Below are 17,458 nucleotides of genomic sequence, written 5' to 3'. Positions count from 1 at the left end.
TGCTTGAGGTGTGTATGGCTACTCTGCCCGTCAAGGCGTTCCAGTACATCCAGTCGTTTTCCTGCCTGGCCGAACAGTGTGAAGACACGTGCTGCCAGAACTGGCCCATCGCCGTGACACCGCGCTGGGTAGAACGCGCAGGCCAGACGGCGCCCGAATTGCTCAACCTGATCGCCCGGGAGCATGACGACTACCGGATAAAGAAAAATGACCACAATCAGTGCCTGGCCCTGCAGCACGGTCGTTGCTCGATTCATGCGGCACGCGGTGAACCGGCCTTGCCGGACATCTGCTCGACCTACCCGCGCATGTACCGGCGTATCAATGAGCTGACCGTCAAGTCGGCAACCATGAGCTGCCCGGAGGTGACCCGGTTGGTGCTGTTCAGTGACGCACCGTTCCAGCTCGAAGAACAGCTTGAGGATGACTATCGCTCTTCAGCCAGCAGCCCGAGCACCTTTGACGGCCTCGATGATCAGGGTTGGGTCAGCACGGTCAATTTCTTCAATGATCTGGTGCTCGGTTCGCAGCGATCCGCCGGTGACGTTCTCGTGCAATTGTATGAGCTGGTCGGGCAACTGAACCAGGTGCCTTATGCGCAATGGGGCGAAGCGGCTGCGCCGTTGACTCGGGGCTACCAGTTACCGGCCGCCGATCCGGCCCTCATCGTTACCGATCCACTGCTGCTGGTGCTGTTCGAAATCACTCAGGCACCGTTCGTGCCAGACAGTTTGCGCCAGAGCGTGATGGCCGCCATCGATATCGAAGCTGGCCAAACCCCGCAACACAACCGCGTGAACCTTAAACCGCAGGTACGCGAACTGGCCTACAGCGCGGCAGGCGCAGCGCTGGAACCGGTACTCAAACGCTTTATGGCTGCCGAGATGACCCGCACCGGTTTTCCCTTCATTTCCACCACCAGCGCCGGTCAGGATTATGGTGTGACCCTGGTCGAATGGGCTGCGACCCTGGCAATCCGCACCCTCGCCCTGCGCTATCTGTTACTGGTACAGGCCGCTGCGGCGCTGCCTGAAGCACCTGACCAGCAACAGATCGTCGACCGGGTCTATCGCTACTGCCGCGCCGCCAGCCACAACGGCGCCACGGTTTCGGAAAAGGTTCTGCGCCAGGCCATCAGCCAGCAGGGAGCACCTTACCTGTTGGCTCTGGTGCGCCAGACCCAGCAGGCGCTTCATTAAACTGCTAAGCCCGCCTTTAGCAAACGCTCGGCGCGAATCGGTGGCAGGTCATGGCGGTGCAAATAGACACGCAGTGGTTCACTGATGCCCAGGCGGCTGTCGATGTTCTGGTTGACCAGCATCTGCAGCCGTTCGCGGTCCAGCGTCATGGGCGAGCCTTCAGCGCCCGTCCAGACGAACTCACGCACTGGTGTGATGCTGTGTTCATCGACATCCATGCCGAACGAGTCTTCGCTGAAGCGCACGATATATGTCTGGATCTTGCGGTGATAGCCAACAAAGCCTTCGAGTCGTTCGGCGGCCTGGCAAATGTCCATGGAGGTTATGCTCATCAAGAATCCCTCTTGCAGGGCACCCGGCCGTGGTTTAAACCCGCCACCGGCTGCCGGTAAGGTCACAGGGCCTGGCGGAAAATGTCTTCGATCTGCTGCTGATCGGCAGGTCGTGGATTGGTCAGCCCGCAGGCGTCCTTCAGCGCGTTGGCGGCCAGAATCGGGATGTCGGCTGCCAATGCCCCCAGCTCGCTCAGCCCGGCAGGTATGCCGACGCTGGCAGACAACTCGCTGATCGCCCGGATCGCCGCCTGGGCACCGGCTTCAGGGGACAAACCGCGAATGCTTTCGCCCATGGCGTGCGCCACATCAGTCAATCGCACAGCGCTGACCGAGGCATTGAAGCGCTGCACATGGGGCAGCAAGACCGCATTGCACACTCCGTGGGGCAAATCATAGTAGCCGCCCAACTGGTGCGCCATGGCATGCACATACCCCAGCGAGGCGTTGTTGAATGCCATACCAGCGAGAAACTGGGCATAGGCCATGTTCTCCCGCGCCTGCAGGTCATCGCCCTGCTCTACGGCACGCAGCAGGTTACCTGCAATCAGGCCGATGGCTTTCAAGGCACAGGCGTCGGTAATCGGCGTGGCAGCCGTGGAAACGTACGCTTCGATTGCATGGGTCAGCGCATCCATGCCGGTGGCGGCCGTCAGCGCTGGCGGCATACCCACCATCATTTGCGGATCATTGACCGACAGGATCGGCGTGACATTGCGGTCGATGATCGCCATTTTCACGTGCCGGGTCTGGTCAGTAATGATGCAGAACCGCGTCATTTCACTGGCTGTACCGGCGGTGGTGTTGATCGCCACCAGCGGTAACTGCGCACGTGCAGAACGGTCAACGCCTTCGTAATCGCTGATATGCCCGCCATTGCTGGCACACAGGGCAATGCCTTTGGCACAGTCGTGGGGCGAGCCGCCTCCCAGAGAAATGACGAAATCACACCCGTGTTGCTGGAGCAGCGCCAGACCTTGCTCAACATTGGCAATGGTCGGGTTGGGCCGGGCGCCATCATAGATCACCGAATCGATCCCCTGCTCGACCAACAGACCCGCGACCCGACTGGCCACGCCGGCCTTGGCCAGCCCCGCATCGGTCACGATCAACGCCTTGAGCAAGCCGTATTTACCGATCGCGTCCATAGCCTCATTTATACAGCCGGCACCGATCAGGTTCACTGCTGGAATAAAAAAGGTGCTGCTCATGCTGACTCTCCTGACGTGACAGGCCTCCAGCATCGCCGTAGTGCATGACAAAGGTATTGATTCAGCTCAATGAACAGTTTCCCGCTCGCCAGCCAGAGTTCCTAACTGTACTGCTCAATCTGCCGCTAGCTGTAGAAGGCACGGCCGCCGGTTCTATGGCCTGATGACGATCCTGTTCTCTTCTGGCATTTGGCGTTTCCCATGTCTTCTCGTGAAAATACCGGTATGGCCCTGGGCCTGCTGGGCGTGATCATTTTCAGCCTGACCCTGCCGATGACACGCATCGTGGTTCAGGACATCCATCCACTGCTCAACGGCATGGGCCGCGCCTTGCTGGCGGCGATTCCGGCGGCACTGCTGCTGTTGTGGCGCCGCGAAAAGCTGCCCACCTTCGCTCAGCTCAAAGGCCTGCTGCTGGTGGTGCTGGGGGTGATTGTCGGCTTTCCGGTGCTGTCGGCCTGGGCCATGCAGAGCCTGCCGGCCTCGCATGCCGCGCTGGTTAATGGCATCCAGCCCTTGTTCGTCGCCCTCTATGCCGCCTGGCTGGCTCACGAACGTCCATCACGCTCGTTCTGGGGCTGCGCGGCGCTGGGCAGCGCTCTGGTGTTGGGCTACGCATTGATCAATGGTGCCGGCAGCATCCAGTTGGGCGACCTGTGGATGTTAGCTGCAGTGGCCGTCGGTGGCCTGGGCTATGCCGAAGGTGGGCGGCTGGCACGGCAGATGGGCGGCTGGCAGGTGATCTGCTGGGCATTGGTGCTGTCGTTCCCGCTTCTGCTGGGGCCAGTGGCCTGGCTGGCCAGCCAGCACCAGGGCGCGATTTCGCCGCAAGCCTGGTGGGCGTTCGGTTACGTCACCTTGTTTTCGCAATTTCTGGGCTTTTTTTCCTGGTATTCGGGGCTGGCAATGGGCGGCATCTCCCGGGTCAGCCAGATTCAGTTGCTGCAGATTTTCTTCACCATCGCCCTGTCGGCCCTGCTGTTCGGCGAACAGGTCGAGCCGGTGACCTGGATTTTCGCCGCAGCGGTGGTTGGTACGGTGATTCTCGGGCGCAAGACTACGGTAGTCAGTGCGCCCGCCACGACAGTGAAGCTCAGCTAAAGTAGCCGTCAGCCCGCAACAAGGTTTCCAGGCACTGCTCGTCGATGGCGTAGAAGCTTTTCAGTTCGCCAATGCGCGCCAGGATGGACGCCGGATCAACCGGCCCGGCGCGTTTGACGGCCAGGATCATCTTGTTCTTGTTGGTGTGCTCCAGCGAAATGAACTCAAAGACCTTGGTCTCGTAGCCACAGGCCTCCAGCAGCAAGGCACGCAGGCTGTCGGTGACCATCTCGGCCTGCTGGCCCATGTGCAAACCATATTGCAGCATCGGTTGCAGCAGGCCCGGGCTCTGGATCTGCTGGCGAATCTGCTTGTGGCAGCAAGGCGAGCACATGATGATCGCCGCCCCGGAGCGGATGCCAGTGTGAATCGCATAGTCAGTGGCGATATCGCAGGCGTGCAAAGCGATCATCACCTCCAGCTCGCTGGGCGCCACACTGCGCACGTCACCACAGCGAAACACCAGGCCCGGATGCTCCAGCCGTGCGGCCGCGTTGTTGCACAGGGTGACCATGTCTTCGCGCAACTCAACACCGGTGACCTCGCCCTGCACCTGCAAGGTATTGCGCAGGTAATCGTGGATCGCGAAGGTCAGATAGCCTTTGCCGGAGCCAAAGTCGGCCACCCGCACCGGCTTGTCCAGGCGGATAGCCGAGCTAGCCAGGGCATGGGAGAACACTTCGATGAACTTGTTGATCTGCTTCCACTTGCGTGACATGGCAGGAATCAATTCATGCTGGCGGTTGGTAACGCCCAGGTCGGTGAGAAACGGCCGGGTCAGCTCCAGGTAGCGTTTTTTCTCCCGATCATGGGCCGCCGCAGGTGCCACACGCGATTGCCCGGCCTGGCTGCGTGACAGATTGGCCTTGCCCTTCTTGCTGAACTCCAGCTGCACTTCATCGCTGAGCGACAGCAGGTGAGCATTGCGAAACGAGCCTGGCAGCAGATCGGCGATCAGCGCCACAGCCTCAGCCAGCGGATGATTCTTGGTGATGTCGCGGGTCTTGTAGCGGTACACGAACGACAGGCAGGCCTGGCCCTTGAGGGTCACCGGCGCGATGAGGATACGCTGCAGGTCGGTCTCGGCACCGACATAGCGGGCCAGGACCAGCTTGACCAGCGCACTCTGCGCCAGGCAATCGTCCAGCAAGGTGAAGAATTGGGCACGCTGATCCACTACAGAGCCGGTAGCGGCATCGTTGGAAACTGACATTGACTACGCCTCGGGTGTCCCTTCGGGACCTTGAAAATCAGCGCGCAGTTTAAGCAATTAAGGCGGGAAACGGGACATTATTTTGTCGGAAGTTTCAGCAACACAATGGCGACCATTTAAAAAGTTACACATATAACAAATAGTAAACACGCCACTCAGTTTATACACAGCGCCACGATTGCCGCCCATCAAACACCCGTGTTACTTATAAAACAGCCTCACCCACACTGTTGATCAGCAACGTGATCAGCAACGGAGCAACTTCATTTATCAACACAAGGAACGTGCACATGATGCTGAAAACACTTATATCCGATGACACCCAGGCCACCCCCTCGGATATCCCGATCATCTATATAAAAACAGCGCTGCTGGATGAAGAGTTCGAAGGCCGCAGCCCGGCCCTGATCTTGACCAAAGAAGACATCTTCAACATCAAGCGTTATGAACGGCACAGCCTCAATCTGCCCGTCACGCTAACCGGTGTAGAACACGCTTTGGGCTTTAAAAAAAGCAACGTACCCGGTCTTGAACCTCAGGACATACTGCATACCTACCGCCAGATTCGCGACCATGCCTTGAGCTGGAGCCCGATTGAAAACAACATAAAAAGCGTGACCTTCACCATCGACCGGTTCGCGGGCAGCTTTTACAAAAACGGCAGCGCCATCATCGAAAGCATTGAGCAGATGAGCATCGCTCAACGTTTAAAACTCAAGGTTTCCGATCTGAGCGTGGCGTTCATCAATGACCTCGACCCGTCGGCCCTCGACGATCAGGACCTGAGCATTCGCAACGAGCTGTCAGCCTTTCTGAAAAGCATCGCTGACGAGGTGGAGCAGCATCGCCAGAGCGCCAGCACATTGAGCAACTCCATTGAAGTCTTCGCCAATACGTTGACTCAGACACTGATTCCGGACATCAATCAGAAATTCAATCAGGCAAACCAGTCCGGGTTGGCCTCTGAAATCACCGAACTGGAAAGGTACATTGATGACCTGACCCAGCAGATCGCCGAAAAAGCAGCGGAGTACAAAAAGAATGTAGCGCTGGCGTTCAGCGGTGCGCCAGGGGGAGCGTTTGGTCTGATTATCACCGGCGGTATATTTGGCAAAAAAGCCGAAGATGCCCGCAAGGCAAAAAATCGCCTGTTGAAAGAGAAGGACGCCGCCCTTGAAAAGCTGAAGGTCTCGCGCCCGCTTCTCAATACAGTTGCAAGCCTTGCCATCTACTTTGAGGACATGCAGTTCCGCATGCTCGATGCTCATCGCAGTGCCGTCAATCTGCGGGATATCTGGATGATGTTGTCTGAGTACATCCAGGCTGCTGCCAATGAACTGGAGACGATAGAAGACAACCAGTCTCTGCTGACCTTTGCCTTGAAATTCTCAAATGTCGTAACCCCCTGGAACGACATCAACGGCTTCACCAACAAGTTGCTGGCTGTTTTCAACAGCGCGCTTGAACAATTCAATAATCAATGACACTTATCGGTACAAGGATATGACCATGCTCGCTCCCGTTTCGCAGACTTTTAAAACACCTGACTTAAAAGCCATGACTGAGGCACAGACACTTATCTATAACCAGATCAAGTCATTATCACTTGATTTTCTACCGGTCATGAAAGACAAGCTGCCGTTCGTTAAAGCGGCCGTGAGCCAGGCGAGCTACACGTTTCGCAAAGAGCTCAACAAGGTATTGTCTACTGCACGTACTATCAACCTGAATCAAACCGATCAGCTTCGCGTGCAAATCGAGTCTGATGCCAGCCTGCATGCCGAGCAAAAACAGGAAGCGCTTCGGCAAGTGGAGGCACAACGTACCCACATCTTGTTGGCACTGGCCAACACCATGCGCCAGGCTGAAAGCGCCATGCTGCAAGGCATTGATGACCTGTCGCAAATCGATCTGAAACCGGCGAGCGAGCGGCTGCAACAGACGCTACAGAGCCGGCTCGACACCTATCAGGAAAGCATCACCGAACTCGGCAAACAGATGGCCGCCCTGATGGAAGACAAGCAAATCCTGGATGCGGCCATCACGGCATACGAGAAGAACAACCTGGCTGACGTTTTCAAGAATGTGTTGCCCAGCCCTGAAGAACTGGCGGCACTGACCAGCACACCTATTGCTGAAGTCGCCATAATCAATGCAGGCATCGCCCGCCTGGAGAAGTTACGGGACGAGATCAGTAAAGGCCTGAGCTATCTGGACCTGACGACAGAACGCGACAGACTCCGGGCACGTTACGATCAATTGCTCCGGGAATCGACCCGTATCAATCAACTGGCCCAGGAGGTCAGCCGTGATCTGCTGCAATTGAGCGCACTGTCCGACCTGGACCTGGGCAAGACAACCTGGGTAACCGAAGCACGCAAGGCGGTTGATTCACTGCATATGTTTAGCGATAGCTACTTGTCCGACACTCGCACCAGCAGCCTGATTCAGCAACAACTGCAAGAGCTGATTGCTTATCTGAACAAGCTCATCGGCATACAACGAGAACTCTGACAGGCCGTTAAAAAGCGCAGGTGAGGCAACCAGTACAAGGCAGTCTTAACCGCCGGCCAGGCACCTGCGATCAAACCAGAACCACCACGCGCCGGGCGCTCTCGGCGTGTGCACGCGTACGCGGAACATGGTCGGCCAGCAGCTCGCCACAGGCATGGATACAGCCTAGAAACCCACTCAGGTTCTGGCCGTTGCGTATCTGCTGGGTAAAGACGTTGATCATGGCTTTCCAGGTCTGGTCGTTGAGACGACTGGAAATGCCATGATCGACGAGAATTTCGACATAACGTTCGGCTTCACAGACAAACAGCAGAATTCCTGTACCGCCCGGCGCGGTATGCAGGTTCTGTTCAAGAAACTGCCGGCGGGCCAGGTTGCCTGCCCGCCAGCGGCGCACTGAGGACGGTACCAAACGGCTGGTGACCGGGGGAATACGGCACACCAGCGCAACCAGCAGAAATGTGACCAATTGGGCCAGCACCAACTGGCTGGCGTTGAACCAGTCAGTGACATAGTTGAAGACACCCGGCCCCAGCAGCGCCATGGCTCCGGCCCATACCAATGGCACGTAAGCGTAATCATCAGCCTTGGCCGCCAGCACAGTGACCAGTTCGGCATCGGTGCGCTGTTCAACGCGAGCAATCGCCTCGGCGACCTGCCGCTGTTCATCCTCACTGAGTAAAGCCATGTATCCCTCTTTCAGAGTCACACTCACCAGTTGCCGGAGGCACCACCGCCGCCAAACCCCTGATCGTCATCATGCCGGGTTGCCGCACTGCTACCTTTCAAACGCATGCGCCGGCCCAGATTGGTCATGGCGCAGGTCGACATCATCAGCACCAGCGCTGCCAGTACCAACAATGCCGGCCATAAGGTGCTGGCAGGCTGTCCTGGATAAAGATTTTCGGAACCAGGTTCAGGCCCATCCGGCACATGCCCGCCCAATGCCGTAACGATGGCCTGCGAGCCTAGCTCGATGCCAGTGGCAAAATTGCCCTCACGGAACTGGGGAGTCACCAGCATGTTGATGATCAGCGCCGACTGGGCATCACTGAGCTGATCGCGCAGGCCACTGCCGGCCTCGATGCGGACCTTGCGGTTGTCCCGCGAGACGATCAGCAGGACACCATTGTGTTTACCCTTCTGGCCGATCGACCAGGTCTTGGCCAGGCGCACACCATACTCTTCGATGGTCGCGCCTTGCAGATCAACCAGGGTGACCACCACGATCTGTTCGCCGGTCGCCTGTTCATGCTCCTGGAACATCTGCGACAACCGTGCGGTGGTCGGCATGTCAAGCAACTGCGCAGCATCCACCACCCGACCGGTCAGCGGCGGAAACAACAAAGCGGGCTCATCGGCCCGTACCACCTGGCTGCATATGCAGCACCACAGCACCCATCCCAGCACAAACTTCAAGGCTTCACCCGCACACACGACCCGCACAGCCGGACATCGTATACCAGTGCAGGGCCGCTTGCCGCTTTGCAGCACAGTTTCGAGGTACTTGCGTCACCCTCTGGATGCATCCTGGCGGGTCTCCTCTTGTAGTTTTTACGTTTCATGAAACGACGTGCCTTAGCCAAACGGCAAGTTCCCCGGCATAATCTGGCGCCTACCACGGAGTATCAGGCAAAAACCGTTGTCTATGCGAAGCATGATGCAACAATTAGCCCAACGACTACCCTGCACTCTGTCCGGACAATAACGCCAAAGGTTCAGATTCCCCACCTGCAAGCCTGGTATTCAATGCAAGTTGTCGGCAAAAGCCTTGAGAAATCATTCATGAACAAGTTGTGCCTAATAGGTCTGGCGGTCGCTCTGACCAGTCAAACGGCGCTGGCAGCTACACCGGCCAGAGCTTCGCAGCAAACACCTTTGCAAGCCAAGAATGCTTTCATCAATGACCTGATGAAGCAAATGACCCTGGATGAAAAAATCGGTCAACTGCGGCTGATCAGCATCAGCAAAGAGATGCCGCAACCGAAGATTCTCAAGGAAATTGCCGCCGGCCGCATTGGCAGCACGTTCAACTCCATCACCCGCGCGGAAAACCGCCCGCTGCAGGAAGCGGCAGTGGCCAAGAGCCGGCTGAAAATTCCGATGTTCTTTGCCTACGACGTGGTCCACGGCCATCGCACCATTTTCCCGATCAGCCTGGGTATGGCGGCCAGCTGGGACATGGACGCCATCGCCCTGAGCGGGCGTATTTCGGCCAAGGAAGCTGCCGCCGACGGCATCGACATGACCTTTGCGCCGATGGTCGATATTTCCCGCGACGCGCGCTGGGGCCGCAGCTCTGAAGGCTTTGGTGAAGATACCCACCTGGTGTCGAAAATTTCCGAGGTGATGGTCCGCTCATTCCAGAGCAAGGACCCGGCTGAAAAGACCAGCATCATGGCAGCGGTCAAGCACTTCGCTCTGTATGGTGCCGTTGAAGGCGGCCGCGACTACAACACCGTGGACATGAGCCCGACGCGCATGTACCAGGACTACCTGCCGCCGTATCGTGCCGGTCTCGATGCCGGGGCCGGTGGCGTGATGGTTGCCCTTAACTCGATCAATGGCGTGCCCTCCAGCGCCAACCTGTGGTTGATGCAAGACCTGCTGCGCAAGGACTGGGGCTTCAAGGGCGTGACCATCAGCGACCATGGCGCAATCGGCGAGCTGATCAAGCACGGTGTGGCCAAGGACGAGCGTGAAGCGGCCAAGCTGGCGATCAAGGCCGGTGTCGACCTGAGCATGAACGATGAAGCCTACGGCGAGCACTTGCCAGGCCTGGTCAAGGACGGCGAAGTCTCGATCACGGAAATCGACAACGCAGTGCGTGAAGTGCTGGGTGCCAAGTACGACATGGGACTGTTCGCTGACCCGTACCGGCGCATTGGCAACGCCGCCGACGACCCTGCCGACACCTACTCGGACGACCGCCTGCACCGCGCCGAAGCCCGCGATGTGGCGCGCAAGACCATGGTTCTGCTGAAGAACCAGAACGACACGCTGCCACTCAAAAAGCAGGGCACCATTGCCGTGATCGGCAGCCTGGCGCAAAGCAAACTCGACATGCTCGGCAGTTGGTCGGCGGCCGGTCGCCCCCACCAGTCAGTCACGATCTACGAAGGCCTGAGCAACGCTGTGGGTGACAAGGCCAAGCTGGTTTACGCACGTGGCGCCAACGTCAGTGACAAAGAGTATGTTCTCGATTACCTGAACTTCATCGAAAAAGAAATCGAAGTCGACCCGCGTCCGGCCCAGGAAATGATCGACGAAGCGGTCAAGGTCGCCGAGCAGTCCGATGTGATTGTCGCGGTAGTCGGTGAATCACGCGGCATGTCCCATGAGTCAGCCAGCCGCAGCACGCTGTACATCCCTGGCAAGCAACGCGACCTGATCAAGGCGCTCAAGGCAACCGGCAAGCCGCTGGTGCTGGTGTTGATGAACGGCCGCCCGCTGGCGCTGGGTGAAGAGCTGCAGCAGGCTGACGCGATGCTGGAGACCTGGTTCTCCGGCACCGAAGGCGGCAACGCGATTGCCGATGTGCTGTTCGGTGACTACAACCCATCCGGTAAACTGCCGATGACCTTCCCGCGTTCGGTGGGTCAATTACCGATGTATTACGCGCACCTGAACACCGGCCGTCCGTACACGCCGGGCCACCCGGGCAACTACACCTCGCAGTACTTCGAGGAGCAGACCCAGGGCCCGCTGTTCCCGTTCGGCTACGGTTTGAGCTACACCCGCTTTGAGCTGTCTGACGTCAAGTTGTCCAGCGCCAGGCTCAAGCGTCAGGACAAGCTGACTGCCAGTGTGACCCTGAAAAACACCGGCAAGGTCGCCGGCGCCACCGTCGTGCAACTGTACCTGCATGACGTCGCCGCTTCGGTCAGCCAGCCGGTCAAGGCGCTCAAGGGGTTCGAGAAAGTCAGCCTGGAGCCGGGCGAAGAAAAAGTCGTGACCTTCACGTTGAGCGAAAACGACCTGAAGTTCTACGACCAGAAACTCAAGTACGCTGCCGAAGCCGGTGAATTCAAAGTGATGATCGGCCTGGATTCGGCCGACGTCAAAGAGGCCAGCTTCACCCTGCTGTAAGACGTTTGACGAAACACTGGCGGCCTGGCTGCCAGTGTTCCTTGCCAAGGCAGTCCGTCCATGACCTCTACCCAGCGTACCCTGCGCCTGCTCACCTATGTTCTGATCATCGTCAGCGGCGCGGTGCTGTGCGCGGGGCTGGCAATGCACCAGGCGCAGCAGCATGTTTTGAGCGAAGAGGCCCGCCGCGCCAACCTGCAACTGTCGTTGTACGCCAATACCCTGCACACGCTGATCGAGCGCTATCGCGCCCTGCCGGCGGTGCTGGCGCTGGACAGCGAGATCCGGGCAGCCGTCAGTGGTCCGCTCAGCGAGCAGGCGCAAGCCGAACTCAACCGCAAGCTGGAAAGCATCAACGGCGCCGCCCACTCATCGACACTTGAACTGATGGACCGCCATGGCGTTGCAGTCGGCGCCAGTAACTGGCGCACGCCACAGAGCTACGTCGGCAACAACTACGGCTTTCGTCCGTACTTTTCACAAGCCCGCGCCAAAGGCGTGGGCCGTTTCTATGCCGTTGGTGTGACCACCGGCATTCCGGGTTACTTCCTGTCCAACGCGGTGCTCGACGACCACGGCGAATTCATTGGCGCCATGGTGGTCAAGCTGGAGTTCCCGAGTCTGGAACGCGAATGGGCACTCAATACCACTGACCTGTTGATGGTCAGCGACACCAAAGGCATTGCGTTTCTGGCCAACCAGCCTGAATGGCGCTACCGCGAGCTGCTGCCGATTTCTGTCGAAGACCGCGCCGAATTGCTCAGCACCCGTCAGTACGACAAAAAACCCTTGTCGCCACTGCGCAGCCGCGTGTTGCAGCGCTTCGGCCCCAATAGCCACCTGAGCCGGGTCGAAGCACCATCAGGTACGGCCGATTATCTCTGGCAGTCCATGAGCCTGCCGGATGAAAACTGGACCCTGCACCTGCTGCGCAAGCCTGAAGCCGCCAATGAAGATGTGCGCAATGCCGCACTGGCCGCCGCCGGGCTGTGGCTGACGCTGGTGTTCCTATGCCTGTTCCTCTCCCAGCGCTGGCGCATGGCACGCCTGCGTGAGCGTAGCCGCGATGAACTGGAGCAACTGGTGCAAGAGCGTACCCGTGACCTGCGCACGGCCCAGGAAGGTCTTGTGCAATCGACCAAGCTCGCCGCACTGGGGCAGATGTCGGCGGCGTTGGCCCACGAAATCAACCAGCCGCTGACCGCCCAGCGCATGCAACTGGCAACGTTGCGCCTGCTGCTTGACCAGGGTCGTATCGAGGATGCCAATCAGGCGCTGGCGCTGCTCGATCAGCAACTGACCCGTATGGCCGCCTTGACCGGGCACTTGAAAACCTTTGCCCGCAAAAGCCCGGACGGGCTACGCGAACGCCTGGACCTGGCCCATGTGGTCGATCAGGCACTGCTGCTGCTCGACACCCGCCTGCGCGAAGAACAGATCGAATGCGTCCTGCATCTGGCTCGACCGGCCTGGGTACGCGGCGATGCCATTCGCCTCGAGCAAGTGTTGATCAACCTGCTACGCAACGCGCTCGATGCCATGCGCGAGCGGCCACGCAAGCGCCTGGAAGTAAAGATCGAAGCGGTCGGTGAGCAATGGCAACTGAGTGTGACCGACACCGGGACCGGGATCGACAGCGCGCACCTGTCCAGCCTGTTCGATCCGTTTTTCACGACCAAGCCTGTCGGTGACGGCCTGGGTCTGGGTCTGGCGGTGTCTTACGCCATTATTCACAGCCTGGGCGGGCAGCTGAGCGCGCGCAATGTCGCTGGCGGTGCCATGTTCAGTTTCAGCCTGCCCAATGACTTTCTGGAGTCGGAGCCATGAGTCTCAACTCAGTGATTGTCGTGGATGATGAAGCCGCGATTCGCCAGGCCATCGAGCCCTGGTTGACGCTTTCAGGATTTGAAGTGCGCCTGCACCCACGCGGCGAAGAATGCCTGGCCCAGTTACCGGAACACTTTCCAGGTGTGGTGCTCAGCGATGTACGCATGCCCGGCATGGACGGCCTTGAGTTGTTGTCACGCCTGCGCGCGATAGACAAGGACTTGCCAGTGATTCTGCTCACTGGCCACGGTGATGTCCCCATGGCGGTGGAAGCCATGCGTAACGGCGCCTACGATTTTCTGGAAAAGCCCTTCAGCCCTCAGGCCTTGCTCGACACCCTGCGCCGCGCGTTGGAAAAACGCCAACTGGTCCTCGAAAATCGCCGCCTGCACGGACAGGCCGACGCCCGGGCTCAGCTTGAAGCCACGCTGCTGGGCGTCTCGCCAGGGCTGCAGACGTTGCGCCGCCAGGTGCTGGAACTGGCCGACATGCCGGTCAATGTGCTGATCCGTGGCGAAACAGGCAGCGGCAAGGAACTGGTCGCCCGCTGCCTGCACGACTTTGGCTCGCGGGCAGCTCAACCGTTCGTCGCTCTGAACTGCGCTGCCATTCCGGAGCACCTGTTCGAGGCCGAACTGTTCGGCCACGAAAGCGGTGCATTTACCGGCGCCCAGGGTAAACGCATAGGCCGCCTCGAATATGCCCATGGCGGTACGCTGTTTCTCGATGAGATCGAAAGCATGCCGCTGGCGCAACAAGCCAAGTTGCTGCGGGTTCTGCAAGACCGACAACTGCAACGTCTGGGCTCGAACCAGAACATTGCCGTGGATGTGCGGATCATCGCCGCAACCAAGCCAGACTTGCTTGAAGAGGCACGGGCCGGACGTTTTCGCGAGGACCTGGCCTATCGCCTGAACGTCGCCGAGCTGCGCCTGCCGCCCTTGCGTGAACGCCGCGAAGACATCGCCCTGTTGTTCAATCATTTCGCCCAGAGCGCAGCCGAACGGCTGAGCCGCCCGGCACCGCAACTCAGCGGCCAGCAGCTTGGTAACCTGCTCAGCCACGACTGGCCAGGCAATGTCCGCGAACTGGCCAACGCCGCCGAGCGCGAAACGCTGGGGCTCAATCCACAACCAAGCGAAGCGGTAGCACAATCGCTTGCCGACCAGCAGGAGGCCTTTGAGGCCCAGTGCCTGCGTGCTGCCTTGAGCCGGCATAAAGGCGACATCAAGGCGGTGCTCAATGAACTACAACTGCCGCGGCGTACTCTGAACGAGAAGATGCAGAGGCATGGGCTGGTGCGCGATATGTTTCTTTAAGGCACCTTCAGTCGCGGCAACAGCCAATGACAAAGCATAATGCCACTATCCGTTACCTGATAATGCCTTGCTGCCAATAGCGCTGGATTCGAGACTGTGCCTGCCGTGACCACCTCCCTGAATAGCTCCATGGCGAATGCATCTGCCGGACGTTTTATCCGCGAACATGACTGGAGCGCCAGCACGCTGGGGCCAAAGGAACACTGGCCGCCTGCCCTGCCCGCCAGCCTGAACCTGATCCTCTGCTCGCCACAACCGATGCTGCTGTTCTGGGGCGCACAGCATCTGCTGCTGGCCAATGATGCTGGCTGCGCGCTGTTGGGCCTGACCGCGCAACAGGCCCTGGGCCATCCCGCCGCAGCGCTGCCCCAACTGCCGTGGGGCAACCTCGAACCGCTCATTACCCAGAGCCTGACTGGCCAGGCCAGCCGTTGCGAATTGCTGCAGATCCACTCCCCCGTACCCGGTTGCTGGTCACTGTCCTGCTCGCCAATTGCCGATGATGATGGCCAGGTTCTCGGCGCCTTCTGTGTGGTGCATGACGTAACGGCACAACGCCAGGCCCAGACTCGCCTGCAGGAAGAGTTGGCCTTCTCGCAGAGGGTGCTGGCCAGCCTCAATGATTGCATCAAACTCATGGACCTCGATGGACGGCTGAGCTACATGAACGAAGGTGGCCAGCGGTTGATGGAGGTCAGCGACTTCAATGCCATCCGCGGTTGCCCATGGCCGGATTTCTGGGAAGGTCAGGGCCAGGCAGATGTGCATCGGGCAATCAGCACCGCGCGCAATGGCCAGAGTTCCAGCTTCAGTGGATTGGCCCGCACCATGGGCGGCAGCGAGAAGTGGTGGCACGTACAAGTCAGCCCGGTGTTTGGCAGAGACCGCAAGCCAGAAAAAATCCTCAGCGTCTCACGTGACATGACGCCCTTGTATGAAGCTGAAGAAGCGCTGCGCACCCTTAATGAATCCCTTGAGCAGCAAGTGCAGGAGCGCACCCGTGAGCACGACAGGATCTGGCGCCTGTCTACCGACCTGATGCTGGTCGCGCGCTTTGACGGCACCATCCATGCGCTCAACCCTGCCTGGAATACGGCGCTGAACTGGAGTCCAGAGCAACTGCTGGGCAGCGACTTTATGACGCTTGTGCACCCTGAGGATCAGCCCGGCACCCGTGAGGCTATGGCTCAGCTCATGAGCGGGCAGAGCATTTCCGACTTCAAGAACCGCTACCGGCGCGCCGATGGCGCTTATCGCACCATTGCCTGGACGGCCGTACCCGACCAGCAATTCATCCATGCCGTGGGCCGGGATATCCAGAATCAGGAAGAAGCAGGCGAGGCCTTGCGCATCTCCGAGGAAGCCTTGCGCCAGGCTCAGAAGCTCGAAGCCATCGGCCAGTTGACCGGTGGCGTGGCCCATGACTTCAACAATCTGCTGACCATTATCAAGTCCTGTACCGACCTGTTGAAATCGTCGCAGCTTTCGCCAGCCAAGCGGGTCAAGTATGTCCAGGCCATTTCCAGTACCGTGGATCGCGCCGCCCGGCTGACCGGCCAGTTACTGGCTTTCGCCCGCCGTCAAGCGCTGCAGCCGGAAGTCTTCGACATCAACGAATGTGTGTCGCGCATTGGCGAAATGATGGACACCCTGACCGGTTCACGCATTCAGGTGTCTATCGAGCTGCCCGCCGAACCTTGTTATATCTATGCCGATCAGAGCCAGTTCGACACAGCGCTGGTCAACATGGTGGTCAATGCCCGCGACGCCATGGCCGGCGTGGGCCAACTGACGATTCAGGTCGAACGGCTGCATGCACGGACTGACTCGCCATTACCCGACCTGGCCGAAGGCGATTACGTGACCATCACGCTGACCGACACCGGTGCCGGGATTGCTGCAGATCAACTCAGCCTGATCTTCGAGCCCTTCTACACCACCAAGGCCGCCGGCCAAGGCACCGGTCTTGGCCTGTCACAGGTGTTCGGCTTCGCCAAGCAGTCTGGCGGCGAAGTGGTGGTCGACAGCGAGCTGGGCCATGGCAGTCGCTTCACGCTTTACCTGCCCAGTGCCCGCCAGGCCCCGCAGCCTCGCCCACGCCAACCGGTCACCGTCACGGCTGGCGAAAGTGGTTTGCAGGTGCTGATGGTCGAGGACAACCCGGAGATCGGCACCTACACTTCGGCCATGCTCGAACAGTCCGGCTTCAAAGTCTTATGGGTGCCTGGCGCCCGTGAAGCCTTGCAGGAGCTGAAGAATCGCCCGGAACATTTCCATGTGGTGTTTTCCGATATCGCCATGCCCGGCATGAGCGGCCTCGAACTCTGCGCACAGATCCATCGCCAATGGCCAGACCTGCCGGTAATCCTCACCACCGGTTACAGCACCGAGTTTGTCGACGTCAGCCATGAGCAGGCTGAGCGCTTTGACTTGTTGCCAAAGCCCTACCGGGTTGAAGAGCTCAGCGCACGACTGCATAGCTGCGTGCAGCGTCACCGTCGCTGAGACTTTTATAAGCAAGAATCCGCTTATGGCTGGCCGGTCAATAAGCGGATTCTTGCTTATCCGGACTGCCATAACGGCTCTATTCCGGGCTTTCTCTATGTGGCACAGGTTCTGCAAAAGGGTCATAAGGCTGCACGACGGCTTTCTA

The 17,458-nt window shown here is 59.1% G+C and carries 13 protein-coding genes; 8 read left to right on the top strand and 5 right to left on the bottom strand.

Going from position 1 to position 17,458, the window contains the following annotated elements; all coding sequences use genetic code 11:
* Positions 1-14: 14 nt before the first annotated feature.
* Positions 15-1,199, top strand: coding sequence for a flagellin lysine-N-methylase (gene fliB, locus NRB16_RS02990; RefSeq protein WP_257105435.1), 1,185 nt, complete (start codon positions 15-17; stop codon positions 1,197-1,199).
* Here the strand turns inward: fliB and NRB16_RS02985 are convergent.
* Positions 1,196-1,531 (bottom strand): DUF2025 family protein, encoded by a 336-nt coding sequence (locus tag NRB16_RS02985; protein WP_257105434.1) that lies wholly within the window; start codon positions 1,529-1,531, stop codon positions 1,196-1,198. The two genes, fliB and NRB16_RS02985, sit on opposite strands and share 4 nt — an antisense overlap.
* Positions 1,532-1,593: 62 nt before the next feature.
* Positions 1,594-2,742, bottom strand: a complete 1,149-nt coding sequence (gene yiaY, locus NRB16_RS02980) for an L-threonine dehydrogenase (RefSeq protein WP_257105433.1) — start codon at positions 2,740-2,742, stop codon at positions 1,594-1,596.
* Between the two features lie 201 nt (positions 2,743-2,943).
* Here yiaY and NRB16_RS02975 point away from each other — a divergent pair, with 201 nt between their 5' ends.
* On the top strand, positions 2,944-3,843 hold the full coding sequence (locus NRB16_RS02975; protein WP_257105432.1) for a DMT family transporter: 900 nt from the start codon (positions 2,944-2,946) through the stop codon (positions 3,841-3,843).
* On the opposite strand, the gene NRB16_RS02970 is transcribed toward NRB16_RS02975, so the two are convergent.
* Positions 3,836-5,056: an SAM-dependent methyltransferase gene (locus NRB16_RS02970; protein ID WP_045488264.1), complete on the bottom strand. Its 1,221-nt coding sequence runs from the start codon at positions 5,054-5,056 to the stop codon at positions 3,836-3,838. The genes NRB16_RS02975 and NRB16_RS02970 overlap by 8 nt on opposite strands.
* A gap of 290 nt (positions 5,057-5,346) precedes the next feature.
* On the opposite strand from NRB16_RS02970, the gene NRB16_RS02965 reads away from it, so the two are divergent.
* Positions 5,347-6,540, top strand: coding sequence for an alpha-xenorhabdolysin family binary toxin subunit A (locus NRB16_RS02965; protein ID WP_084709980.1), 1,194 nt, complete (start codon positions 5,347-5,349; stop codon positions 6,538-6,540).
* A 25-nt stretch (positions 6,541-6,565) separates the two neighbouring features.
* On the top strand, positions 6,566-7,570 hold the full coding sequence (locus NRB16_RS02960) for an alpha-xenorhabdolysin family binary toxin subunit B (RefSeq protein WP_257105431.1): 1,005 nt from the start codon (positions 6,566-6,568) through the stop codon (positions 7,568-7,570).
* Positions 7,571-7,640: 70 nt separating this feature from the next.
* On the opposite strand, the gene NRB16_RS02955 is transcribed toward NRB16_RS02960, so the two are convergent.
* The gene (locus NRB16_RS02955; RefSeq protein ID WP_045488257.1) at positions 7,641-8,258 is read right to left on the bottom strand and encodes a TPM domain-containing protein; all 618 of its coding nucleotides are present in this window, start codon (positions 8,256-8,258) and stop codon (positions 7,641-7,643) included.
* Between the two features lie 23 nt (positions 8,259-8,281).
* Positions 8,282-8,917: a YgcG family protein gene (locus tag NRB16_RS02950; RefSeq protein WP_257105430.1), complete on the bottom strand. Its 636-nt coding sequence runs from the start codon at positions 8,915-8,917 to the stop codon at positions 8,282-8,284.
* 438 nt (positions 8,918-9,355) lie between these two features.
* Here NRB16_RS02950 and bglX point away from each other — a divergent pair, with 438 nt between their 5' ends.
* From bglX to NRB16_RS02930, 4 genes are all read left to right on the top strand, one after another.
* Positions 9,356-11,659 (top strand): beta-glucosidase BglX, encoded by a 2,304-nt coding sequence (bglX, locus tag NRB16_RS02945; protein WP_257105429.1) that lies wholly within the window; start codon positions 9,356-9,358, stop codon positions 11,657-11,659.
* A 60-nt stretch (positions 11,660-11,719) separates the two neighbouring features.
* Complete coding sequence (locus NRB16_RS02940; protein WP_045488251.1) at positions 11,720-13,486, top strand: ATP-binding protein; 1,767 nt, start codon at positions 11,720-11,722, stop codon at positions 13,484-13,486.
* Positions 13,483-14,805 carry a sigma-54 dependent transcriptional regulator gene (locus tag NRB16_RS02935; protein ID WP_045488248.1) on the top strand — a complete coding sequence of 441 codons (1,323 nt, stop codon included), beginning with the start codon at positions 13,483-13,485 and terminating at the stop codon, positions 14,803-14,805. Before NRB16_RS02940 ends, NRB16_RS02935 begins: the two co-directional genes overlap by 4 nt.
* Before the next feature lie 129 nt (positions 14,806-14,934).
* Positions 14,935-17,310, top strand: coding sequence for a PAS domain-containing sensor histidine kinase (locus NRB16_RS02930; protein ID WP_257105428.1), 2,376 nt, complete (start codon positions 14,935-14,937; stop codon positions 17,308-17,310).
* Positions 17,311-17,458 lie beyond the last annotated feature (148 nt).

The organism is Pseudomonas sp. LJDD11 (genome assembly GCF_024584215.1).
In the GTDB taxonomy this organism is placed as follows: domain Bacteria; phylum Pseudomonadota; class Gammaproteobacteria; order Pseudomonadales; family Pseudomonadaceae; genus Aquipseudomonas.
The sequence above is the reverse complement of the archived record's forward strand: the minus strand, read 5'-3'. Positions and strand labels throughout refer to the sequence as shown.